The 23,300-nt window shown below is 76.4% G+C and carries 17 protein-coding genes; 16 read left to right on the top strand and 1 reads right to left on the bottom strand.

Translation table 11 applies throughout. The features are described from left to right. The first annotated feature begins 2 nt into the window (after positions 1–2). The 15 genes from glmU (at position 3) to ACI8AB_RS02070 (ending at position 19,740) form a co-directional block, all read left to right on the top strand. A complete protein-coding gene (gene glmU, locus ACI8AB_RS02140) occupies positions 3–1,514 on the top strand; it encodes a bifunctional UDP-N-acetylglucosamine diphosphorylase/glucosamine-1-phosphate N-acetyltransferase GlmU (RefSeq protein ID WP_387987924.1) in 1,512 nt (503 codons plus the stop codon). 12 nt (positions 1,515–1,526) lie between these two features. Then, complete coding sequence (locus ACI8AB_RS02135; RefSeq protein ID WP_387987923.1) at positions 1,527–2,507, top strand: ribose-phosphate diphosphokinase; 981 nt, start codon at positions 1,527–1,529, stop codon at positions 2,505–2,507. 137 nt (positions 2,508–2,644) lie between these two features. After that, a complete protein-coding gene (locus ACI8AB_RS02130; protein ID WP_456948770.1) occupies positions 2,645–3,349 on the top strand; it encodes a 50S ribosomal protein L25/general stress protein Ctc in 705 nt (234 codons plus the stop codon). A 92-nt stretch (positions 3,350–3,441) separates the two neighbouring features. Beyond that, positions 3,442–4,005, top strand: a complete 564-nt coding sequence (pth, locus tag ACI8AB_RS02125; protein WP_456901644.1) for an aminoacyl-tRNA hydrolase — start codon at positions 3,442–3,444, stop codon at positions 4,003–4,005. A 162-nt stretch (positions 4,006–4,167) separates the two neighbouring features. Beyond that, positions 4,168–5,673 carry a sugar transferase gene (locus tag ACI8AB_RS02120; protein ID WP_456948769.1) on the top strand — a complete coding sequence of 502 codons (1,506 nt, stop codon included), beginning with the start codon at positions 4,168–4,170 and terminating at the stop codon, positions 5,671–5,673. A gap of 151 nt (positions 5,674–5,824) precedes the next feature. Next, entirely contained in the window at positions 5,825–7,084 is a 1,260-nt protein-coding gene (locus ACI8AB_RS02115) for a DUF1972 domain-containing protein (protein ID WP_456948768.1), read from the top strand. A 44-nt stretch (positions 7,085–7,128) separates the two neighbouring features. After that, positions 7,129–7,794, top strand: coding sequence for a hypothetical protein (locus ACI8AB_RS02110; protein WP_456948767.1), 666 nt, complete (start codon positions 7,129–7,131; stop codon positions 7,792–7,794). 277 nt (positions 7,795–8,071) lie between these two features. Continuing rightward, the gene (locus tag ACI8AB_RS02105; RefSeq protein ID WP_456948766.1) at positions 8,072–11,623 is read left to right on the top strand and encodes a PKD domain-containing protein; all 3,552 of its coding nucleotides are present in this window, start codon (positions 8,072–8,074) and stop codon (positions 11,621–11,623) included. Between the two features lie 260 nt (positions 11,624–11,883). Next, positions 11,884–12,657 carry a CDP-alcohol phosphatidyltransferase family protein gene (locus tag ACI8AB_RS02100; RefSeq protein ID WP_456948765.1) on the top strand — a complete coding sequence of 258 codons (774 nt, stop codon included), beginning with the start codon at positions 11,884–11,886 and terminating at the stop codon, positions 12,655–12,657. Then, positions 12,654–13,823, top strand: a complete 1,170-nt coding sequence (locus tag ACI8AB_RS02095; protein WP_456948764.1) for a glycosyltransferase — start codon at positions 12,654–12,656, stop codon at positions 13,821–13,823. The genes ACI8AB_RS02100 and ACI8AB_RS02095 overlap by 4 nt, the downstream gene beginning before the upstream one ends. A gap of 82 nt (positions 13,824–13,905) precedes the next feature. Continuing rightward, positions 13,906–14,355: an adenylyltransferase/cytidyltransferase family protein gene (locus ACI8AB_RS02090; RefSeq protein ID WP_387987914.1), complete on the top strand. Its 450-nt coding sequence runs from the start codon at positions 13,906–13,908 to the stop codon at positions 14,353–14,355. Further along, entirely contained in the window at positions 14,352–15,125 is a 774-nt protein-coding gene (locus tag ACI8AB_RS02085; protein WP_456948763.1) for a polysaccharide deacetylase family protein, read from the top strand. Before ACI8AB_RS02090 ends, ACI8AB_RS02085 begins: the two co-directional genes overlap by 4 nt. After that, the gene (locus tag ACI8AB_RS02080) at positions 15,122–17,239 is read left to right on the top strand and encodes an acyltransferase family protein (RefSeq protein WP_456948762.1); all 2,118 of its coding nucleotides are present in this window, start codon (positions 15,122–15,124) and stop codon (positions 17,237–17,239) included. Before ACI8AB_RS02085 ends, ACI8AB_RS02080 begins: the two co-directional genes overlap by 4 nt. A gap of 9 nt (positions 17,240–17,248) precedes the next feature. Next, the gene (locus tag ACI8AB_RS02075) at positions 17,249–18,508 is read left to right on the top strand and encodes a hypothetical protein (RefSeq protein ID WP_456948761.1); all 1,260 of its coding nucleotides are present in this window, start codon (positions 17,249–17,251) and stop codon (positions 18,506–18,508) included. Further along, positions 18,505–19,740, top strand: coding sequence for an O-antigen ligase family protein (locus ACI8AB_RS02070; RefSeq protein ID WP_456948760.1), 1,236 nt, complete (start codon positions 18,505–18,507; stop codon positions 19,738–19,740). Before ACI8AB_RS02075 ends, ACI8AB_RS02070 begins: the two co-directional genes overlap by 4 nt. A 378-nt stretch (positions 19,741–20,118) precedes the next feature. Here the strand turns inward: ACI8AB_RS02070 and ACI8AB_RS02065 are convergent, their stop codons facing one another. Then, entirely contained in the window at positions 20,119–21,285 is a 1,167-nt protein-coding gene (locus ACI8AB_RS02065) for a YveK family protein (protein ID WP_456948759.1), read from the bottom strand. Positions 21,286–21,756: 471 nt separating this feature from the next. Here ACI8AB_RS02065 and ACI8AB_RS02060 point away from each other — a divergent pair, with 471 nt between their 5' ends. Then, positions 21,757–23,283 carry a sugar transferase gene (locus ACI8AB_RS02060; RefSeq protein WP_456948758.1) on the top strand — a complete coding sequence of 509 codons (1,527 nt, stop codon included), beginning with the start codon at positions 21,757–21,759 and terminating at the stop codon, positions 23,281–23,283. Positions 23,284–23,300: the final 17 nt, after the last annotated feature.

Here is a 23,300-nt window from a genome sequence, read left to right as displayed (position 1 = left end):
CCGTGAGCCCGCAGCAGTCCGTCGCCGCCGTCGTCGTCCTCGCCGCCGGTCAGGGGACCCGGATGCGGTCGACCACCCCGAAGGTGCTGCACGAGCTCGGCGGGCGCAGCATGCTCGGCCACGTCCTCGCCGCGACCGCACCCCTGGCGGCGGGCACCACGCTGGTCGTCGTCGGGTCAGGCCGCGAGGCGGTCGAGGAGCACCTGGCCGCCGTCGCCCCGGACGCCCGCGCCGTCGTGCAGGAGGAGCAGCGCGGGTCGGGGCACGCGGCGCAGGTGGCGCTGGAGGCCGTGCCCGACCTCGAGGGCCCGGTGCTCGTCGTCAACGGCGACTCGCCGCTGCTCACCACCGGCACCCTGGCCGCGCTCGTGGCGGCCCACCACGAGGCGGGCAGCGTCTTCACCGTGCTGACCGCCGAGGTCGGGGACCCCACCGGCCTCGGCCGGATCGTCCGGGGGGAGGACGGCGCGCCGCGGGCCATCGTCGAGGAGAAGGACGCGACCGCGCAGCAGCGGGCGATCCGCGAGGTCAACGCCGGTGTGTACGTCGCGAACGCCGCCACGCTGCGGCGGGTCCTCGCCGGGCTGTCCACCGACAACGCCCAGGGGGAGCAGTACCTGACCGACGCGCTGGCGCCGCTGGTCGAGGGGGGCGCCCCGGTGGCCGCCGTCGCGGCGCAGGACCCGGTCGACGTCCTCGGCTGCAACGACCAGCGGGAGCTCGCCGCGCGGCGGCGCACCCTCAACGACCGCGTCCTCGACGCGCTCATGGTCGCGGGCGTCACCGTCGTGGACCCGGCCACCACGTGGGTCGACGTCACCGCCTCCGTCCTGCCGGGGGCCCGGCTGCTGCCCGGCGTCCAGCTGCACGGGACGACGACGGTCGCGGCCGGCGCCGCCGTCGGCCCGGACACCACGCTGACCGACTGCACGGTGGGGGAGGGCGCCACCGTGGTGCGCACGCACGCCACCGGGGCCGAGATCGGGCCCGGGGCGGCGGTCGGCCCGTTCAGCTACCTGCGGCCGGGCACCCGGCTGGCGGCGCGGTCCAAGGTGGGCGCCTTCGTCGAGACGAAGAACGCCGTGGTCGGCGAGGGGTCGAAGGTGCCGCACCTGTCCTACGTCGGCGACGCCACGATCGGCCGCGGGGCGAACATCGGCGCGGCGACCGTCTTCGTCAACTACGACGGCGTGGCCAAGCACCACACGACGATCGGCGACGCCGTCCGTGTGGGGTCGGACACGATGCTGGTCGCGCCGGTCACCGTCGGGGACGGTGCCTACACGGCCGCGGGCTCGGTGATCACCCAGGACGTCCCGCCGGGGGCCATGGGTGTGGCGCGGGCCAAGCAGCGCAATGTGGCAGGCTGGGTGGGACGCCGTCGCCCGGGCTCCGCAGCCGCGCAGGCCGCGGCGGCAGCGACAGCAGCAGCGGCCGAGGACCCGGCCGGGAGCCGGCCCGCGGGCGACGCACCGGACCGGCCGGCGGACCCCGAGGCCACCCACGAGCAGTGAGGCAGTGAGCCGATGAGTGCGATCCGGCAGACCACCAGCAAGAGCCTGATGCTCTTCTCCGGCCGGGCGTACCCCGAGCTGACGGCCGAGATCGCCGGGCACCTGGGGGTCACGCCGACGCCGACGGCGTCCTACGAGTTCGCCAACGGCGAGCTGTTCGTGCGCTTCGAGGAGTCCGTCCGCGGCTGCGACGCCTTCATCGTCCAGAGCCACACGGCACCGATCAACACCTGGCTCATGGAGCAGCTGCTGATGGTCGACGCCGCCAAGCGCGCCTCGGCCAAGCGGATCACCGTCGTCGCGCCGTTCTTCCCCTACGCCCGGCAGGACAAGAAGCACCGCGGCCGCGAGCCCATCTCCGCCCGCCTGGTCGCCGACCTGTTCAAGACCGCCGGCGCCGACCGGCTGATGACGGTCGACCTGCACACCGCGCAGATCCAGGGCTTCTTCGACGGCCCGGTCGACCACCTCTTCGCCCTCGACCTGCTCGTCGACCACGTCAAGGAGCGCTGGGGCGACCGCGACATCACCGTCGTGTCGCCGGACTCCGGGCGGGTGCGCGTCTCCGAGCGGTGGAGCGACAAGCTCGGTGGCGTCCCGCTGGCCTTCATCCACAAGACCCGCGACCCGATGCGGCCCAACGAGGTCGTCGCCAACCGCGTCGTCGGCGAGGTCGAGGGCCGCGTCTGCATCCTGGTCGACGACATGATCGACACCGGTGGCACGATCGTGAAGGCCGCCGAGACGCTGTTCGAGGCCGGCGCCGCCGACGTCATCGTCTGTGCCACCCACGGCGTCCTCTCCGGCGCCGCGGTCGACCGGCTGAAGAACAGCAAGATCAGCGAGGTCATCGTGACCAACACGCTGCCGATCGAGCCGGCCCGTCAGTTCGACAAGCTCACCGTCCTCTCGATCGCCCCGCTGCTGGCCCGGGCGATCAAGGAGGTCTTCGAGGACGGCTCGGTCACCAGCCTCTTCGGCGGCGCCAGCTGAGCACCGGGTACGCTGGTCGGCGCCCGGCGAGGGAGACGGTCGCCCGTACTCCGTGATCGACGTGCGTGTGCTCCTGCGAGGTGTGCCGCGCCCGGCCGCCGGCCCCAGGCCCACCCGCTGTTGAGGAGCACACCACCGTGGCTGACTTCCGCCTCGTCGCCGAGGCCCGCACCGAGTTCGGCAAGGGCAGCGCCCGCCGGACCCGCCGCGCGGGCCGCGTCCCGGCCGTCCTGTACGGGCACGGCCAGGACGTCGTCCACCTGTCGCTGCCGGCCCGCGAGTTCGCCGCGGTGCTGCGCAACGGCGGCACCAACGCCCTGATCACCGTCGTCCTCGACGGCCAGGAGCAGCTGGCGCTCACCAAGTCGGTGCAGCGCGACCCGCTGACCCGCCAGCACGAGCACGTCGACCTGCTGGTCGTCCGCCGGGGCGAGCGCGTCACCGTCGACGTCCCCGTCGTCACCGTCGGCGAGTCCGGCCCCGAGACCCTGCTCAGCGTGGAGCTGAACACCGTCTCCGTCGAGGCCGAGGCCACCGCCATCCCCGAGACCATCGAGGTCGACGTCACCGGCCGCGGTGCCGGTGAGGGCGTGACCGCCGGCGACCTCCCGCTGCCGTCCGGTGCCACCCTGCTGACCGACCCCGAGGCCCTCGTCGTCAACGTCATGGGCGCCCCGACCGCCGAGCAGCTCGACGCCGAGCTCAGCGAGGCCGAGGCCGAGGCGGGCATCGAGCGCGAGGAGTCCGCGCCGGCCCAGGAGGCCGCCGGCGAGGGCGACGTCGTCCCCGAGCCGCTCGAGCAGGGCAGCGGCGAGTCGATCGAGTCGACCGAGAACAGCTGAGGTCCCCGCTGACCGAGAGCACGACCCGCAGGGGCGCCGGCACCGCCGGCGCCCCTGCGGCGTCCGCACCCTCCGAGGGGCCCTTCCTCGTCGTGGGGCTGGGCAACCCCGGCCCCTCCTACGCCGGCAACCGGCACAACGTCGGCGCCATGGTGCTCGACGAGCTCGCCGCCCGGGCCGGCGTGAAGCTCACCGCGGGCAAGGGCGCCCGCGCCCGGGCGCTGGCCGGTGAGGGGCGCCTGGCCGGCCGCCGCGTCGTCCTGGCCCGGCCGACGACGTACATGAACGAGTCCGGCGGCCCCGTGCGAGGGCTGCTCGACTACCACAAGCTGCCGGTGACCGACCTCGTCGTCGTGCACGACGAGCTCGACATCCCCTTCGCCGCCGTGCGCCTCAAGCGCGGCGGCGGGGAGGGCGGGCACAACGGGCTGCGCTCGATCAGCCGCTCCGCCGGGACGAGGGACTACCTGCGCGTACGGGTCGGCATCGGCCGGCCGCCGGGCCGCCAGGACCCCGCGGACTTCGTGCTGCGCGACTTCTCGGCCACCGAGCGCAAGGAGCTCGACCTGCTGGTCGCCGAGGCGGCCGACGCCACCGAGGAGCTGCTCACCCTCGGTCTCGAGGCGGCGCAGAACGTCGTCCACCCGCGCACCTGACCCTCCCCTTCGGGTGAACCGTCACTCTCCGCATTGACCCCTTCATGACGCTCTGTGAGTGTCCTTCCTGCATCGGGGGACACGACGGGGGTCGAGGCGTCGTGACGATGCACCGTCAGTGACGATCGTCTCCTCCGTGCACCCAGAGTGACAGGGGGAGACGTGCTGCTGGACCACTCCGGTTCCGGGTCGGGGACCATCACGGGGGCTCTGCCCCTCCCGCGCCGCGCCGCCGAACCGCGGCAGGCCCTGCGCGCCGTCGGCCGTCCCGTCACCCGCCGCTGGGCCGGGCGCTACTCCGCCGTCCTGCACCTGCTCGACCTCACCGCGGCGGTCCTGGCCACCGGCGCCGTCGTACTGGCCCACCCGGCCGGCACGTCGCCCGCGTCTCCCGTGGTCCTCACCGCCGCCACGCTCGTCCTCGCCTGGCCCCTCCTACTGGTGGGCACCGGCGCGCACGAGGAGCGGGTGTTCGGCACGGGCAGCGACGAGTACCGCCGCGTCGGCCGCGCGGGTTTCCTGCTCCTGGCCCTGACCTGCGTCGTCTCGTTCCTCGGGCAGCTGCAGCCCAGCCACGCGCTGGTGCTGCTGGGCGTCCCCGGGCTCACCGTCCTCACGCTCGCCGGGCGGTACGCCGCGCGGTGCGGACTGCGCCGGCTGCGTGCCCGCGGCGCGTGCACCAAGCGGGTCGTCGTCGTCGGCCGCGGCGGCGCCGTGGTCGAGCTGGCCACCGCGGTGCGTCGTCAGGGCTTCGCCGGGCTCGAGGTGGTGGGCGCCTGCGTCACCCCGGACAGCCGGGCGCGGGTCGCCGGCACCCTGGGCGTCCCGGTCGCGGGGCTCGACGACGTCGTCGCCACCGCCGCCCAGCTGGGGGCCGACACCGTCGCGGTGACCTCCGCCAGCGAGACCGCCGCCGAGTACCTGCGCCGGCTGTCCTGGCAGCTGGAGGGGACCGGCATCGAGCTGCTCGTCGCGCCCGGCCTCATCGAGGTCGCCGGCCCGCGGCTGCACATCCGTCCCTTCGAGGGGCTCCCCCTGCTGTCGGTCGAGCAGCCGCGGTTCCGCGGCTGGGGCCGGCTGGTCAAGGGCGGCGTCGACCGCGCCGCCGCCGCGGTCGCGCTGCTGCTCCTCGCGCCGGTCCTGCTCGCACTGGCCGTGGCGGTGAAGCTGGACAGCGCGGGACCGGTCCTCTACCGCCAGGAGCGGGTGGGCGTGAACGGCCGCAGGTTCACCATCCTCAAGTTCCGCAGCATGACCGTCGACGCCGACCGCCGGCTGGGCGAGCTGCTCGAGCGCAACGAGGGCGACGGGCTGCTGTTCAAGATGCGGGACGACCCCCGCGTCACCCGCGTCGGGCGCTGGTTGCGGCGGTTCTCCCTCGACGAGCTGCCCCAGCTGTTCAACGTGCTCGGCGGGTCGATGTCGTTGGTCGGGCCGCGGCCGCCGCTGCCGGCCGAGGTCGAGCGCTACGACTCCTCGGTGAGCCGCCGGCTGCTGGTCAAGCCGGGACTGACCGGCCTGTGGCAGGTCTCCGGCCGCAGCGACCTGTCCTGGGAGGAGGCCGTGCGCCTCGACCTCCGCTACGTGGAGAACTGGTCGCTCGCCCTCGACACGCTGATCCTCGCCAAGACCGTCCGCGCGGTCGTCACCAGCTCCGGCGCCTACTGAGCCGTCCTCACCCCCGCCTCACCCCCGGCCCACCCGGCCGGGGGACGAGCCCGGACCCCCTCGCTCACCAGCATCGACGTCGGACCTCCTGCGGAGGTCCGACGTACCGACCGTGCGCCCGCGAGGCGCCGCACCCCCGGAGGACCGACCAATGGCCCGCACGAGCATCGCCATGGTGGGGACCCGTGGCGTCCCCGCCCGCTACGGCGGCTTCGAGACGGCGGTCGAGGAGGTGGGCCGCCGGCTCGTCGAGCGCGGGCACCGGGTGGTCGTCTACTGCCGCACGGTCCCCGGCGCTGCCGGGCCGCCGCCGGCCGGGCACCTCGGCATGGAGCTGGTGCACCTGCCCGCCGCCCGCCGCCGGTCGCTGGAGACCCTCAGCCACACCGCCCTGTCGGTCCGGCACCTGCTGGCCCACCGCACCGACGCCGCGATCGTCTTCAACGCGGCCAACGCCCCGCTGCTGCCGCTGCTGCGCGCCGCCCGCATCCCGGTCGCCACGCACGTCGACGGCCTCGAGTGGAAGCGCGCCAAGTGGGGCGGCGCCGGCCGCCGCTACTACCGGACCGCCGAGGCGCTGGCCGTGCGCTGGTCCGACGTCCTCATCGCCGACGCCGAGGGCATCGCCGAGTACTACCGCGAGGCCTTCGCCGCGCCGACGACGCTGCTCACCTACGGCGCCCCGCTGATCGCCCCGGGCGCGCACCGGCTGGCCGAGGTCGGCCTCGAGCCCGGCGGCTACCACCTGGTGGTGGCCCGGTTCGAGCCGGAGAACCACGTCGACGTCATCGTCGAGGGCTACGCCGCCAGCGACGCCGCCAAGCCGCTGGTCGTCGTCGGCTCGGCGCCCTACAGCGACGACTACACGCGCCGGGTGCACGCACTCGCCGACGAGCGGGTCCGCTTCCTCGGCGGCGTCTGGGACCAGGAGCTGCTCGACCAGCTCTACGCCAACTGCGCGACCTACCTCCACGGCCACTCGGTCGGCGGCACCAACCCCTCGCTGCTGCGCGCCATCGGCGCCGGTGCGGCGGTCACCGCCTTCGACGTGTCCTTCAACCGCGAGGTCGTCGCCGACGCCGGCCGCTTCTTCCGGACCCCGGCCGACGTCGCACGCGAGCTGGCCGCCGCCGAGGCCGACCACGACGGCGTCGCGCGCGACGGCGCCCGCTCCCGCGAGCTGGCCGCCGGCTACGACTGGGACCTGGTGGCCGAGGGCTACGAGCGGCTGGCCCTGGACCTGGCGGCCCGCCGCTTCCCGGCGCGCCGGCCCAGCGGCCGCCGGGCCGGGACCGACGCCGACCGGCCGCTCGCGCGCCCGGCGCCCGAGCCGCCGCGCGGCACCGTGGTGCCGCTCCCCGTCCCGGCGCCGTCGCCGGCGTGGGACGAGCTGCGGGCGGCGCAGCGGTGACCGGGGACGACGCCCGCCGCGGGCGGGGCAGGGGGGAGGACGCCGTGACGGGCCCGGGAGGGAAGGGGACCGCGCGGTCGCAACGGCGGCTGCTGCTCGGCGCCGGGGGCGCCGTGCTGGTCGCCCTGGTGGCGCTGGTGCTGGTGCTGACCGGCGGCGGGGGCGACGACGGCACGGCCACGGCCGCCACACCGGGCGCCTCGACGACGGCCGCACCCGCCGCGCCGACGACGACGGCACCGGGGGAGACGGTCGCCCCGCCGCCCGCGACGCCGACACCGACCGGCCCGACCGAGGACGTCGACGAGCCGCCGCCGTCCTCGCCGGAGGTGCCGCTGGACGCCCCGGCGGCGGTGGGCAACGGCATCGTCGCCACCATCGGCGCGATCGAGGCGATCGACGGGACCGCGGTCGGCCCGGGCAACATCGCCGGCCCGGCGCTGCGGGTGACCGTGCGCATCGAGAACGGCACCGCCGAGGCCGTGTCGCTCGACGGCGTCGCGGTGAACCTCTCGTACGGCCCCGAGCGCACCCCGGCCTCCCCGCTGGACGACCCCTCGCAGGTGCCCTTCGTGGGGTCGGTGGAGCCGGGGTCGACCGGTGAGGGCGTGTACGTCTTCAGCGTGCCGGCCGACGTCCGCGACTCCGTCACCGTCGAGGTCGGCTACCAGGCCGGCGCCCCGCTGCTGCTCTTCACCGGCGCGGTCTGACCCGCGCCTCCCGCACGATCCGACGACCCGTCGCCGCACCCGCGGCGACGGGTCGTCGGCGTTCCCGGGACCTCCCCCCATGGGGTCAGCTCCAGTGACGTTCGGTGACGAGCCGGGAGGGTCCCGGCTGCGAAGACGCAGCTGACCACCGTATCGGGTGTCACCTTCACCCCTTGCTGCCGCCGTGATCGTCACGGACAGTGTTCGCCGACCGTCCCATCGGACGTGGTCGCAGCGGAACTGAGCGGGGGGACTCATGCGAGTCGTGGGGAGAGGCGTGCGCACGCGCGCCATGGCGGCGATGGCGGCGCTGGGGGTGACCGCAGCCAGCTGGGCCCTCGTGGTCCCGGGCACCGCGCACGCCGACTCGGCGCCGGCGCCGGTGGCGGCGACGAACCCGACCACGGTGTCGGCCGACGGGCTGCCGACGGTGCAGATCAACGGCGTCGTCTGGTCACAGGTCGTCGTCGGCAACACGGTCTACGCGGCCGGGCAGTTCACCCGGGCCCGTCCCGCCGGGTCGGCGCCGGGCGTCAACGAGACGGTGCGCAACAACCTGCTCGCCTACGACATCCGGACCGGCGAGCTCGTCGCGGGCTTCGCACCGAGCCTCAACGCGCAGGCGATGGTCGTGGCCGCCTCCCCGGACGGCACCCGGCTCTACGTCGGCGGTGACTTCACCACGGTCAACGGCGTGACCCGCAACCGCATCGCGGCCTTCGACACCCGCACCGGCGCGCTGGTGGACACGTTCCGGCCCAGCGTCAACGCCCAGGTGCGCGCGATCGCGGCCACCGACACCACCGTCTACTTCGGCGGCAGCCTCACCGCGGTCGGCAGCGTCAGCCGGACCCGGCTGGCCGCCGTCCGCGCGTCCGACGGCGGCCTGCTGCCCTGGGCGCCGACGCCGGGCGTCGGCCCGACCGGCCGGCCGTGGAACCGCGACGGCAACACCGCCACGAGCAACGCGGCGATGGCGCTGGTCGTGACCGGCAACGGCTCGCAGGTCGTCGCCGCCGGCCGCTGGGACACGATGGGCGGGGTGCGCGCCACGGCGATCACCGCGCTCGACCCGGTCACCGGCGCCAACCGCGGCTACCAGATCAACACGATCCTGACCAACCAGGGGATCAACTCGGCCGTCTACAGCCTGTCGACCGACGGCGCCAACGTGTACGGCACCGCCTACGACTACTGGGGTCCGGGCAACCTCGAGGGGTCCTTCTCGGTCCGCGCCACCGACGGTGCGATCAACTGGGTGAGCACCTGCTTCGGCGACTCGTACTCGAGCTTCCCGATGAACGGCGCGCTGTACCACGCCGCCCACCCGCACCACTGCGCCGAGATCGACGGGTTCCCCGAGCAGGCGCCGCGGGTCAACAAGTTCGCCATGGCCGTCTCGCTGGCCCCGGCCAGCAGCGGCGGCGCCGCGCACCGGCTCTACGGCGGTGCCTGGGTCGGCAAGCCGGCGCCGGCGCAGCTCGCCTGGTTCCCGAGCATGCCCAGCGGCACGTACACCGGTCAGTACCAGGCCGGCTGGAGCGTCAGCGGCAACGGCCAGTACGTCGTCTACGGCGGTGAGTTCCAGCGGGTCAACGGCGTCGCGCAGCAGGGTCTCGTGCGCTTCGCGCTCCCGTCGTCGGCGCCGAACCGGATCGGTCCCGAGGTCGGCCCCGTACTCAACCCGGCCGTCACGTCGCCGGCCGTCGGCACCGTGCGCGTGGCCTGGCGGGCGACGTCCGACCCGGACAACGCGAACCTGACCTACCGCGTCATGCGCTCGGACCGCACCGCGCCGGTGTTCACGACCACCGCCGCCTCGATGTGGTGGGACCGGCCGGGGCTGGCCTGGGTGGACCGGGACGTCGTCCCCGGGCAGACCTACACCTACCGGATCGTCGCGGTCGACCCGTTCGGCAACACCGCGTCCGGCACGAACGCCACCGTCACGGTCGCCTCGGCCGCCCCGGCCGGCAGCGCCTACGCCGGCACCGTCCTCGCCGACGCGCCGCGGCACTACTGGCGGCTCGACGAGGCCGCCGGTGCGCGCCGCTCCGCCGACCAGGCCGGCACCGACGACCTGCTGTTCGGCACCGGCGTGACCCAGGGTGGCGCCGGGGCGCTGGGCGGCGCCGTGCCCGGGGCGTCGGCGACCTTCAACGGCACCGAGCAGGGCACCGGTGCCCAGTCCACCCGCAGCCAGGCGCCGGACACGATGAGCGCCGAGCTGTGGTTCAGCACCCGGTCGACCACCGGGGGCGTGCTCATGGACTTCACCAACGTCGAGACCGGCAGCACCGGCGGCGCGCACGACCGGTTGATCCACCTGGACCCCTCCGGCCGGCTGCTGTTCTCGGTGTGGCCGGGGTCGGTCGCCACCGTCTCGAGCACCCAGGCGTACAACGACGGCGCGTGGCACCACGCCGTCGCGACGATGGGCCCGGCCGGGATGGCCCTGTACGTCGACGGCGCCCTGGTCGGCACCAAGGCGGACACGCGCTCCGGACAGGTCTTCCGCGGCCTGTGGCGGGTCGGCGGTGACGGCCGCTGGGTCGGCAGCACCGACTGGTTCAACGGACGGCTCGACGAGGTCGCCGTCTACGGGACCCAGCTGACCGCGGCGCAGGTGCAGCGGCACTGGACCGTGGGCCGGACCGGCACCGGTGGCGCCAACGCCGCCCCGACGGCGTCGTTCACCCCGGCCGCCACCGGGCTGACCGCGTCCTTCGACGGCCGCGCCTCGGTCGACCCGGACGGCACGATCGCCCGGTACGACTGGACCTTCGGCGACGGGACGACCGGCACCGGGGCCACGGCCGAGCACACCTACGCGGCCGGCGGCACCTACACGGTGCGGCTGACCGTCACCGACGCGGCCGGCGCGACCGGCTCCACCGAGCGGACGGTCACGGTCACCGCGCCGGCGGCCAACCAGCCGCCGACCGCGGCGTTCACCGCCTCGGCGACCGGCCTGACCGCGGCGGCGAGCGCGGCGGACTCCACCGACCCCGACGGCACGCTGACCGGGTACGCCTGGCAGTGGGGTGACGGGGCCACCGGCACCGGCGTCTCCGCCACGCACACCTACGCGGCGGCCGGCACCTACACGGTCGGGCTCACGGTCACCGACGACCGGGGCGCGACGGCGACCACCACCCGCGAGGTCACGGTCACCGCACCGGCCGGCCCGGCGGTGCTGGCCGGTGACACCTTCACCCGCACGGTGAGCGGCGGCTGGGGCAGCGCCGACGTCGGTGGCGCCTGGACGGCGACGGCAGGGGCGACCCGGCTGTCCGTCACCCCCGGCGCGGCGGCGCTGAACCTGCCGGTGGCCGGCAACAACACCGGCGCGCAGCTGGCCGGCGTCTCCGCCACGGCGGTCGACGTCCGGACCGCCTTCACCCTGGCCGCCACCCCCACCGGCAACGGCACCTACGTGTACGTCGGTGGCCGGCGGGTCGGCGCCGACGAGTACCGCGTGGGCGTCCGGGTGCTGCCCGACGGCCGGGTCGGCCTGACGCTGTCGCGGCTGGCCGGCGGCGCGGAGGCCTGGCCGGGCGGTGAGGTCCTGCTCCCGGCGGGCACCTGGACGGCCGGGAACGCGCTCAACGTGCGCGTCCAGGTGAGCGGCACCGGCACCACGACCGTCCGCGCGACGGTGTGGGGTGCGGGCACCGCCGAGCCGGCCGCGCCGCAGCTGACCCGCACCGACACCACGGCCTCCCTGCAGGCCCCGGGGTCGGTGAGCCTGGCGGCCTACCGGCCGTCCGCCGCGACCGCCGCCCAGGTGGTGCGCTTCACCTCCTACTCGGTGACCGCCGGGCAGTGAGCACCCTCCCGGGCGGGCCGTCCTGCGACGGCCCGCCCGGGACCGACCCTCCGTCCGACAGAGGCCCGTCACCCACGGTGACGGGCCTCGCTCCTCGGAGGGGGAGACCGCGCGGTCCTGCCCCCTGCGGGTGAGGGCGCCCGCGCAGCCCTCCCGGCGGCCCAGCCGGCCCGGCGATGCTGCTGGGCAAGCCACGACGCCGCGCACCCGTGCCGGCGTCCCCCGACCGGTCCCGGTCGCAGAACCACGGAGGCCCCCCGGTGGACCACTCCAGCGCCGCACTCGCCGTCCCGCGCCCGGGGCGGCCCGGTGGCGAGAGCCTGCGCGCGACGCTGCGCCGGCTGTCCTCCGCGCAGAAGGGGGCGGCCGGCGCGCCGGCCTACTCGCGTTTCGTCAACCGCCCGCTGGGCCGGGTGTTCGCCGCCCTGGCGTTCCACGCCGGGTTCACCCCGAACGCCGTCACCGCGGTCAGCGGGGCGACCACCGCCACCGGCATCGTCGCGCTCGCGCTCGCGCCGCCGTCGGTGCCGACGGCGCTGGCGGTCGCCGCCTGCCTCGTCCTCGGCTACGCGCTCGACGCCGCCGACGGGCAGCTCGCCCGCCTGCGCGGCGGCGGCTCGCCGGCGGGGGAGTGGCTCGACCACATGGTCGACGCCGCCAAGGCCTCCGGCCTCCACCTGGCCGTGCTGGTCGGGCTGTACCGGTCCACCGACGTCGACCCGGTGCTGCTCCTGGTCCCGCTCGGCTACTGCGTCGTCGACGCGGTCACCTACTTCGGCACGATGCTCAACGAGGCGCTGCGCGCGCAGCACGGCGTCGCCACCCGCGCCCAGCCCACCGCCCAGCGGGTGGGCGTCGGCCGCTCCCTGCTGACGCTGCCGACCGACTACGGCCTGCTGGCCTGCACCTTCGTGCTCTACGGGTGGACCGCGGTGTTCGTGCCGGTCTACACGGTCCTCTTCCTCGCCGCGGCCGGGTTCCTCGCGCTGGCCTCGGTGAAGTGGTTCCGGGAGATGGGCCGGCTGCCGCGATGAGCCGCCCGCGGCTGCTCGTGGCGCACCCCGCCGCCGAGCTCTACGGCGCCGACCGGATGCTGCTGGAGTCGGCGACCGCGCTGGCCACCCGCTTCGACGTCACCGTCGCCCTGCCCGGGCCCGGCCCGCTGGTCGCCGAGCTGGAGGCCCGCGGGCTGCGGGTCGAGCTGTGCCCGATGCCGGTGCTGCGCAACTCCGCGCTGCGCCCGCGCGGGTTCCTGCGGCTCGTCGCCGACGCCGTCCGGGGCGCGCTGCCCGCGCTGAGGCTGCTGCGCGCGCACCCCGCCGGCGTGTACGTCAGCACGCTGACCCTGCCGTCGTGGCCGCTGCTGGCGCGGCTGGCCGGCCGGCGCTCGGTGGACCACGTGCACGAGGCCGAGCGCTCGGCGCCACGGCTGCTGCGGCGGGGGATGGCGCTGTGCCCGGCCCTGTCCGACCGCGTGGTCGCCAACAGCCGGTTCACCCTGGACACGCTGGCCGAGGTGTCCCCGCGGCCGGCCCGGCGCGGCGCGGTCGTGCACAACGTCGTCCGCGCGCCGGAGGAGGTCGTGCCCCCGCGGGTGGCCCTCGACGGCCCGGTGCGGCTGCTCTACGTCGGCCGGCTGTCGCCGCGCAAGGGCCCGCAGGTCGCCGTCGCCGCGCTGCGGGACCTGCTCGACCGCGGCGCCGACGCCTCCCTGACGCTGCTCGGTTCGGTGTTCCCCGGCTACGAGTGGTTCGAGGCGGAGCTGCGGACGACCGTGGCCGGGGCCGGGCTGGAGGAGCGGGTCACCTTCGCCGGCTTCCGCGCCGACGTGTGGCCGCACCTGGCCGACGCCGACGTCGTCCTCGTGCCGTCGGTGGGGGACGAGTCCTTCGGCAACACGGCCGTGGAGGCCGTGCTCGCCGCCCGCCCGCTCGTGGTGAGCGCGCACAGCGGGCTGCGGGAGGCGGTCGACGGCTACCCCGGCGTGCAGGCCGTCGCCCCCGGCCGGCCGCAGGCGTGGGCCGACGCCGTCGCCCGGGTGGCGGCCGACTGGCCCGCCGCCCGCGCGGCCGCGCTGGCCGGCGCCGCCGAGGCCCGCCGCCGGCACACCCCCGAGCGGTTCACCGCCGAGCTGCTGGCCGCCGTCGGCGTGCCCGCCGCGGCGGTCCCGGTGCCGGTGGCCGCCCCTCCCTTCGGGTGACGGGACCCGCACGGGTGATGACGGTCGGTCAGCCCGCGCTGTGCACTCGCCGGGCAGAGAACGTCACCAGGGGGATCTCGCCATGACAGTGATCGGCTACGCGCCGGGCGCCTACGACCTGTTCCACATCGGGCACCTGAACATCCTCAGGCACGCCGCGGCGCACTGTGACCGGCTGATCGCGGGCGTGGTGTCCGACGAGATGCTGCTGCTCACCAAGGGCCGGCTGCCGGTGGTCCCGCTGCCCGAGCGCCTGGAGATCGTGCGCAACCTGCGCTGCGTCGACGACGTGCACGCCGAGGTCGTCCCGGACAAGATCGACACCTGGCGCGAGGTCGGGTTCGACGTCATCTTCAAGGGCGACGACTGGCGCGGCACCCCCAAGGGCGACCGGCTCGAGCGCGACTTCTCCGCCGTCGGGGTGGAGGTCCGCTACTTCCCGTACACGATGCACACCTCGAGCACGGTGCTGCGGCGCGCGCTCGCGGCCCTCGACGCCCAGACGGCGGTCGACGGCGGCGTCCTCCGGTGACCGGCGGCCGCTCCCGGCTGCCGCTGCCGCCGGTCCTCATGTACCACTCGATCAGCCCGTCGGCCGAACCCGACCCGCACGCCCTGCGCGTCCACCCCGCGCGGCTGGACCGGCACCTGGGCCTCCTGCGGCGGCTGGGCCTGCGCGGCGTCCCGCTCACCGAGCTGGTGCGGGCCGCCGAGCGCGGCGCGGCCGCCGGCCTGATCGGCCTCACCTTCGACGACGGCTACACCGACTTCCTCGACCACGCCGTCCCGGTGCTGCGGCGGCACGGCATGGCCGGCACCGTCTACGCGGTCGCCGGGCTGCTGGGCGGCACCAACGACTGGGACACCGGCCCGCGATTCCGGATCATGGACGCCGGCCAGCTCCGCGCGGTGGCCGCGGCCGGCCAGGAGGTCGGCAGCCACACCCTCACCCACGCCCGGCTCGCCGGGGCCGACCCCGCGGTGCTCGCCGCCGAGGTGGGGGAGAGCCGGCGGGTGCTCGAGGACGTCCTGCAGGCCGAGGTGCCGGGCTTCTGCTACCCCTACGGCTCCTACGACGACGCCGCGGCCGACGCCGTCCGGGCCGCGGGCTACGACAACGCCTGCGTCACCGGCGACTACGAACCCGGCGACCGCGTCACCCTGCCGCGCTGCTACGTGTCCCCGCGGGACACCCGGGCGCACCTCGTCGCCCGCCTGGTCCGGCACTCGGTGCGCCTGCGCCGCGCCGTCGCCCGCGACGCCGCGCGCCCGGCCGCCCCGGTCGCGGGGGCCGGCCGGTGACCCTCACCGCCGAGCGGCCCACCGGGCAGCAGCCGCGGGAGGAGCGCCCGGCGGCGTCGCCGCACCGCTTCCGCGCCGACGTCGAGGGCCTGCGCGCCGTCGCCGTCGGCCTGGTGCTGCTCGACCACGTCCTCGGCCGGCCCTCCGGCGGGTTCATCGGGGTCGACGTCTTCTTCGTCATCTCCGGCTTCCTCATCACCGGGCTGCTGGTCCGGGAGCGCGAGCGGACCGGGCGGATCTCCTTCCGCGCCTTCTACGTGCGGCGCGCCCGCCGGCTGCTGCCGGCCGCGGTGGCGACCCTCGCGGCGACGTCGCTGGCGGCCTGGCTGCTGTTCCTCGGCGGCCGCCTCCAGGAGACCCTGACCGACGCGGCCTGGGCGCTGGCGTTCGGCGCCAACGTGCACTTCGCGCAGCAGGGCACCGACTACTTCCAGCAGACGGCGGCCCCCTCGCCGGTCCAGCACTTCTGGTCGCTGGCGGTCGAGGAGCAGTTCTACCTGGTCTGGCCGCTGCTGATCCTGCTCGTGGTGGCCGTCGCCGGACGGGGGCGCTCCGCGCGGCCGCTGCTGGCCGTGGCCTTCCTCGCCGTCGTCGCCGCGTCGTTCCTGTGGTCGGTGCACGCCAGCGCCGTCTCACCGACGACCGCGTACTTCTCCACGTTCACCCGCGCCTGGGAGCTCGGGGCCGGCGCCCTGGTCGCCGTCACGGCGACGCAGCTGCGCCGGCTGCCCGGCGTGCTCCGCGCCGCGCTGGCCTGGGCGGGGCTGCTCGGCGTCCTGGCGTCGGCGGCCGTGATCACCTCGGCCGACCCCTTCCCGGGCTCCGTCGCCGCCCTGCCGGTCCTCTCTGCCGTCCTGCTCGTGGCCTTCGGCGACGCCCCCGGCGGGCCGGGCACCCGCTGGGTGCTGGGCAGCGCGCCGGCCCGGTTCCTCGGCCGGATCTCGTACTCGCTCTACCTGTGGCACTGGCCGGTCGTGGTCCTCACCGCCGCCGTCCTCGGCGCCGGGACGCCGACCACCGCGGTCGTCGCGATCGTCGTGTCCCTGGTCCTCGCCACGGTCTCGTACCTAGCGATCGAGCAGCCGGTCCTGCACTCGGGCTGGCTGCTGCCCGGCGGGCGGCCGCCCGGGCCGCAGCACCGGGCCGCCGCCGTGCGCCGCCGGGGACGGCTCGTCGTCGCCGCGACGGCGACCGTGCTCGTCGTCGGCGGCGCCGGGCTGACCGTCGCCTTCCCGCCCGGCCGGCTGGACGCGCAGGCGGTGGCCGCGGCCGGCGCGGCGGCGCAGGCGGCCACCGAGGGCGACCCGCTGACCCGCGAGCTCCGCGCGTCGGCCGCCCTCGTGGCCTGGCCCGCGGACCTGCAGCCGGCCCTCGACGAGCTCCCCGGCTACCTCGAGGAGCAGTGGAGCGGCGGGTGCTTCGACGTCGGTGACTGGAACGCCGACCGGTGCGTGTTCGGCGACCCCGGCGCGCCGCACTCCGCGGTGCTGCTCGGCGACTCGGTCGCGGGCGCGTGGCTGCCCGCCCTGCGGGCGGCCGTGGAGCCGCAGGGCTGGTCGATCCGGACGCTGACCATGGGCCAGTGCCCGAACGTGGACGCGGTGACCCTCTACCAGGGCCGGCCGTTCACCGAGTGCGCCGAGCACCGCGAGTGGGCCCTGGACCTCATCGACCGCACGCGGCCCGAGCTCGTCGTGCTCAGCCACACCTACGACACCCGGCTCGCCGACCCGGACGCCGACAAGGCGGCCGTCTGGGAGCAGGGGATGACCTCGGTGGTGCAGCGGGTCCAGCGGTCCGGCGCGCGCGTCGTCGTGCTGACCGGCCCGCCCTCGGGCGCGAACCTGCAGACCTGCGCGACCACGGTCAGCACCCCGGCGGACTGCGTGCAGGAGCCGCCGCGGCGCTTCCTGCAGCAGGTGGCCGTCGAGGAGGACGTGGCGGAGGCGACCGGGGCCACGTTCGTCGACCCCGAGCGCTGGTTCTGCGTCGACGACCTGTGCCCGGCCGTCGTCGGGTCCACCCCGGTCTACGCCGACGGCCTGCACATGACCGCCGAGTACGCCGAGCGGATCGCCCCCGAGGTGGGGGCGGCCGTCCTCGGGACCGCGTAGGTGGCCGGCGTGGGACCGCGCGGCCGGGCCGCCGGGGCCCTCGTGGGACAGGGCACCCAGGCGCTGGCCGGCCTCGTCCTGCAGGTCGCGGCCGCCCGCGAGCTGGGCGCCGCGGGGCTGGCGGTCTTCTCGCTCGCCTACGGCGCGCTCGTCCTGGCCACCGCCGTGTCCAGCGGCCTGGTCGGCGACTCGCTCACCGTGCTGGACCGGCACGACCCCGGGATCCGCGCGGGCCTGCACGTGGGCGCGGTGATCGTCGCGGGCGCCGCCGGCGCGGCCGGCTGCCTGCTCGCCGTCGTCAGCGGGGCCCTGCCGCTGTGGGCGGCGCTGCTCGCCGGGCCCGCCGTCGTCGCCTTCGTCGTCGAGGACGCGCTCCGCCGGCTGCTCATGGCCGCGGGCCGGTTCTGGTCGCTGCCGGCCGTCGACGTCACCGCCCTCGTCCTGTCGCTGGCCACCCTCGTGCTCGCCCGGTCCGCCGGGGAGCTCACCCTCGCGTCCTTCGTCGCCGCCCTGCTCGCCGGGCAGGCCGGCGCGGCGCTGCTCGCCTGGGCGCTGCTCCCGGCCGGGGAGCGGCCGCACGGTCCGTGGCGGCGCCCGGCGCTCGGGGCCGTCGCCGCCTTCGGCGTCTGGCGGGCGGCGGCGCAGACGATCCGCCCGGCGCAGCTCACGCTGCTCCGGCTGCTCGTCGTCGGGGTGGCCGGCGCCGCGGCCTACGGCCCGCTGGAGGCCGCGCGGGTCTACACCGCCCCGGCGATGGTCCTCGTCGCCGGGCTCGGGTCCTTCCTGCTGCCGCACTTCGTCGCGCTGCGCCCGCGGGGTGCGCGCGCCGGCCTGGACGCCGCCGACCGCGCCGCCGCCGGCCTCGCGGTCCTGGTCGGTCTGCTGGGTGTGCTCGCCGTCGTCGCGCTGCCGTGGGCGGGACCGCTGCTCACCGGCGGGGGGTACGACGTGCCGGTGGGCGCGGTGGCCGGCTGGAGCATCCACGCCGCGGCCGCGGCCGCGTTGCTCCCGTACGCGAGCCTGGCGTCGGTCCACGGGCGGCAGCGGCGGGTGCTCGCGCTGCGCGCGGTCGAGCTCGGATCGCTGGCCGCCGTCGCGCTGCTGGTGACGACCGCCGACGGCGCCGTGCCGTGGAGCCCCCTGGCCCTGGCGCTCGGGCCGGTGCTGGCCGCCGTCGCCGTGCGCCGGACGCTGCTCGTGCCACAGGTCCGCGCGGAACGCGCCGCCTCGCCGGAGCCGCGGGCCGCAGCCGGGGCGGTCGCCCGGTGACCGCGGTCGTCCCCGCGCCGGTCCGGCCCGACCGCCGGCCGCCCGCGGTCCCGCCGCGCACCCGGTCGCGGTCCCTGGTGACCCTCGCCGCGCTGCTCGTGGTCGTCGGCAGCGTCGGGTGGCGCCGCGGCGAGTACTTCACCGGGTCGCTGGACCCCGTCGTCGTCGCGAAGGCGTGCGTCAGCGTCCTGGCCCTGGCCCTGGCCTTCCTCCTCGCCCAGGCCGGCCCGCGCCGGCGGGTGGGGACCGGGACGGTGTGGTGGCTGGGCCTGCTGCTGGCCTGCACGGTCCTGGGCGCGCTCACCGCGGGCCACCTGGTCGCCGGGGGAGTCGTGGCGGTCCGCGTCGCCCTGCTGGGCGCCACCGTCCTCCTCCTGCTGCGGGCGGTGTCCGCGGTGGACGTGCTGACGGCGGTCGTGCGGGCGTGCGTGGCGGTGGCGCTGGTCGCCGCCGTCACCGGGCTGCCCTCGTACACCGACGGGCGGCTGGCGGGCGGTGTGCCCGCCATCGACCCCAACGAGCTGGCGCTGCTGGCCTCGACCGGGGTCCTGTACGTCGCCTGGCGCGCGGTCGTCGGCCGGGCGGGGGTGCGGGCCGCCCTCACCGCGGCGGTCCTGTCCGGCGTCGTGTGGGCGACCGGCTCGCGCACGGCCCTGCTCATGCTCGTGCTCGGGGTGGCCGCCATGGCGCTCCACATCCGGCGCCCCCGGGTCGGTCTCGTCGTCGGCGGCCTGGTGCTGGCCGGGGCCGCGGCCGTCACGGTGGTCTCCACCGGGGCCGTGGCCGGGTTCGTCTCCCGTGGCGGTGACGGCACCAGCACCCTCGGCTCGCGGTTCATCGCCTGGCGGGCCGCGCTGGACTGGGCCGACTCCCAGTGGCAGACCGCCGTCGGCGGCGGCCTCTCGGTCAAGATCATCCGCGTCCAGGGGCAGTACTGGGACACCCAGCCGCTGGACAGCAGCTGGGTCTCGCTGCTCGTGCAGGCCGGCTGGGTCGGCGTCCTCCTCGGCGGCGGCTGGGTGCTCTGGAGCCTGCGCGGGGTGCTCGAGGCGCCGCGCGCGCACCGCGTCCTGTTCCTCGGCCTGCTGGTCTTCCTGCTCGGCCGCAGCGTGCTGGAGAGCGGGCTGTTCGACGCGAGCGTGGCGTTCCTGCTGTTCACGGCGGTCTCGCTGCTGGCGGAGGGCGGCTCCCGGGATCGGCTGCGCGCCGAGGAGCCCGAGGTCCCCGCGTAGGACCAGCCGGTCCGCCGGCCACCGCACACCACGACCCGTCCTCCGCCTGCGGAGGACGGGTCGTCGGCGTCCCGGGCACGGTGCACGCCGCCGGCGGACGTCCCCGGGGGCCGGCTCCGGTCGACACCGGACGCGGCCCGGGACCCGGGGGCGACCCTCCCTCCCCGGGCACGGGGCGCCCGGGGAGCCGCCCTCGCCCGTCCACCGGGACGGGGCCTCTGCACCCGCCCCGGCGTGGGGAGGGGTCGGCACCGTGCGGGGCCTCGAGGGTCGTCCCGTGGGTACCGCCAGGGCCGGCGGCGGTCCCGTCGTGCGGCGGTGGGCGGCGTCCGCGGGCGGGGCCGTTCGCGGTGTGCGGCGGCGGGGACCGCCGGCCGGTCAGGGGCCGGCGGGGACCCGCTCGTCGGCAGCCGGGACGGCCGGGCGGGCGGGCGTGGTGTCGCCGGAGGCAGCCCGCCCCGTCCGGCGGGACGGGAGGAGGACGACCGAGAAGAGACCCGCACCCACGGCGGCGAGCAGCGACCGCGCCTCGCACAGGTCGGCGGCCTCCGTCCGGCCGGCGGTGACGACGAGCACGGCGCCGTCGTTCTCCCGCGCCAGGCGCCGCCACTCGCGGGCCGGGGCCGAGGCGGACGCGACGGTCAGGCGGGCGCCGGCCGGCAGGACGGGCGCCGCGTCCTCGCCCGGCTCGGCAACGACGACCGGGGTGCCCCCGTCGACGAGCTCGGTGGCCAGCGCGGTGACCAGGTCGTGCGCGGCCTGCGACTCGTCGGGCGAGGCCGCGAGGACGACGGCCCGCACGGAACCGTCGTCGTCCACCGGCTCCAGCTGGCGGGCGAGCATCGCCACGGGCCGGCCGGTCCCGCGCCGGCGCCGGCTGCGCCGGGCGGCGACGGCGTGGACGGTCAGCTCGTCCCCGCCGGCGCCCCAGGCGGTGCGGACGTCGTCCACGGTGTGCAGCCGGGTGTCCGCGCGGCTGCGCAGCACGGCGACGGCGGCGCCCAGGCTGAGGCCGACGAACAGGCCGAGGCCCAGCACCAGTCCGGGGACGGGGAAGACGGGCGACGAGGGGACGGTGGCCGGGTCGGTCACGGTCAGGTCCACCGGCGAGACGCCGTCCTGCCGCTCCTCGAGGTTCTCGACCGCTGTGCTGAAGCGCTCGGCGACGGCGTTGGCGACCGCGGCGGCGCGGGCGGGGTCCTCGTCGGTGACCGAGACGTCGACCTGCGAGGTGTCGGGTGGGTTCACCGCGGCGACCCGCGCCCGGAGGTCGGTGACGGACTCGTCGAGGGAGAGCTCCTCGATGACCGGGCCGAGCACGGTCTGGCTGCGGGCGACGTCGGGGTAGGTCGTCACGCGCTGGCTGACGAACTGCGACCCGCTCGTCCCGTCGCCCGAGCTGGCCACGAACACCTGCGCGGTGGTCGTGTACGTCGGCCGGACGGCCAGCACGACGACGAGGGCGACGAACAGCCCGGTGAGCGCGATCGCCGCCCACGTCGCCCAGTACCGGCGCAGGGCCGTCCCGTAGTCCCGGAGTTCCATCTCGCCCACCCTCTGGAGCCCCACCGACGCACCCGTGGGGCCCTCGGCCCAGCGCGCCGTCCCGGCCTCCCCGGAGTGGCCCCGGTCGAGGCTAGGGCGCACCGGACTCCACCGGACCCGGCCGGCGGCACCCGCTCACCCCATGGGAGGGGCCGGCGCCGCGTCCGGCCGCAGGCCACCGACCATCGTCGCCCCTCGGCCTCCCCACCCGGAGCACAGGTCCTTGATCGTTCAGGCTCCTTGTGCGTCGTGACTCGCTGTGGTCGAGGTGGCACCAGCGACCCGGGACCTAGGGCCCGAATCAGGGATGTCGGGGTCGGGAGGGGTTGCGCGGCGTCACGGCGTCTGGTGGCCTGACCCAGCCTGCGGCGGACCGGTCCCCACGGATCCCGGCCGCCGTCGGATGCGGCGGGGGGCGTCCACGAGCGCTGTCCGCGCCTGTCAGCAATGGCAGGGAGGGGGGCGACGCACGTGGCGCTGGACATGCCGGACGTGGGCACGACGGCCGTCCCGGCACCGCGGGCACCGCTTCGCGAGGCGGCGTCCGGCCCCCTCCCTCCTGGTGCGACGGCGGCCGGCGCGCTCGGCGTCGGCCGCCGGCCGCTGCGCTGGGTGCGCCGGTACGTCACGGCCGCCGTCGCGACCGACCTCGTCGCCGCCGCGGTGTGCGGGGTCGGCGCCCACCTGATCCGGTTCGGCACCGAGGTCGGCTCGACGACCCAGGTCGCGGTGGCCGTGTTCCCGTTGGTGTGGGTGGCGGTGGTGGCCCTCGGCGGCGGCTACGACGCGGCGACGATCGGCACCGGCAACGAGGAGTTCCGCAGCATCCTCCAGGCGGGGCTCGCCGGGCTCGCCGCCATCGGCTTCGCCTCCTACGCGGGGAACTGGCAGCTGTCCCGGGCCCTGGTCGTGATCGCCGTGCCGTCGACGGTCGTGGTCAGCGCGGTCGGGCGGCACCTGCTGCGCCGGTGGGTCCACCGGCTCCGGGCCGGCGGCCGGTGCATGCGGACGGTGCTCGCGGTGGGTCGCGAGCGGGCGGTGCTCGAGCTCGTCCGCCAGGTGCGGCGCGAGCGCCACTGCGGGATGACCGTCGTCGCGGCCTGCGTCCCGCGACCCGACGACGCGTCGCTGCTGCGCGCGGAGGGCGTGCGGGTCGTGGGCGACCTCGCGCACGTGCCGGAGGTCGTCTCGGCGTGGCAGGTCGACGCGGTGGCGGTGACCAGCAGCAGCGACACCGCCGCGACCTACCTGCGGCGGTTGTCCTGGCAGCTGGAGGGGACGGGCGTGGAGCTGCTCGTCGCGCCGGGGCTCATGGAGGTCGCCGGGCCGCGCATGCACGTGCGGCCGTTCGTCGGACTGCCGCTGGTGCACGTGGAGGAGCCGCACTTCACCGGCCCCAAGCGGCTGGTCAAGGCGTCGCTGGACCGGATCGGGGCGGTCCTGCTCGTCCTGCTCGCACTGCCGGTCCTCGTCGTCCTCGCGGCCGCGGTCCGCCTCGACAGCCGCGGGCCCGTGCTCTTCCGCCAGGTGCGCATCGGTCACGCGGGCAAGCCGTTCACCATGCTCAAGTTCCGGACGATGACCGCCGACGCCGAGGCGCGCCGGGGGGAGCTGGGTGCCCGGAACCAGAACGCCGACGGGCTGTTGTTCAAGGTCGCCGGTGACCCGCGCATCACCCGGGTCGGCCAGTTCCTCCGTCGGCACTCGCTCGACGAGCTGCCCCAGCTGCTCAACGTCCTGCTCGGCCAGATGTCGCTGGTCGGCCCGCGCCCACCGCTGCCGGAGGAGGTCGCGAGGTACGACGACTCGGTCCGACGCCGGCTGCTCGTCAAGCCGGGGCTGACCGGCCTCTGGCAGGTCTCCGGCCGCAGCGACCTGACGTGGGAGGAGGCCGTGCGCCTCGACCTGCGGTACGTCGAGAACTGGTCGCTGGCGCTGGACCTCCTGATCCTGTGGAAGACCCTCCGGGCCGTGGTCCGGGCCGACGGGGCGTACTGAGCGGTCGGAAGTGCGCC

The sequence above is a fragment of the Geodermatophilus sp. SYSU D00698 genome (genome assembly GCF_054050335.1).
The sequence above is the reverse complement of the archived record's forward strand: the minus strand, read 5'-3'. Positions and strand labels throughout refer to the sequence as shown.

Coding starts and splice junctions, on each gene's coding strand:
- ACI8AB_RS02090 (WP_387987914.1), top strand. CDS start 13,906: ATGACAGTGATCGGCTACGCGCCGGGCGCCTACGACCTGTTCCACATC.
- ACI8AB_RS02135 (WP_387987923.1), top strand. CDS start 1,527: ATGAGTGCGATCCGGCAGACCACCAGCAAGAGCCTGATGCTCTTCTCC.
- ACI8AB_RS02095 (WP_456948764.1), top strand. CDS start 12,654: ATGAGCCGCCCGCGGCTGCTCGTGGCGCACCCCGCCGCCGAGCTCTAC.
- ACI8AB_RS02065 (WP_456948759.1), bottom strand. CDS start 21,285: ATGGAACTCCGGGACTACGGGACGGCCCTGCGCCGGTACTGGGCGACG.
- ACI8AB_RS02115 (WP_456948768.1), top strand. CDS start 5,825: ATGGCCCGCACGAGCATCGCCATGGTGGGGACCCGTGGCGTCCCCGCC.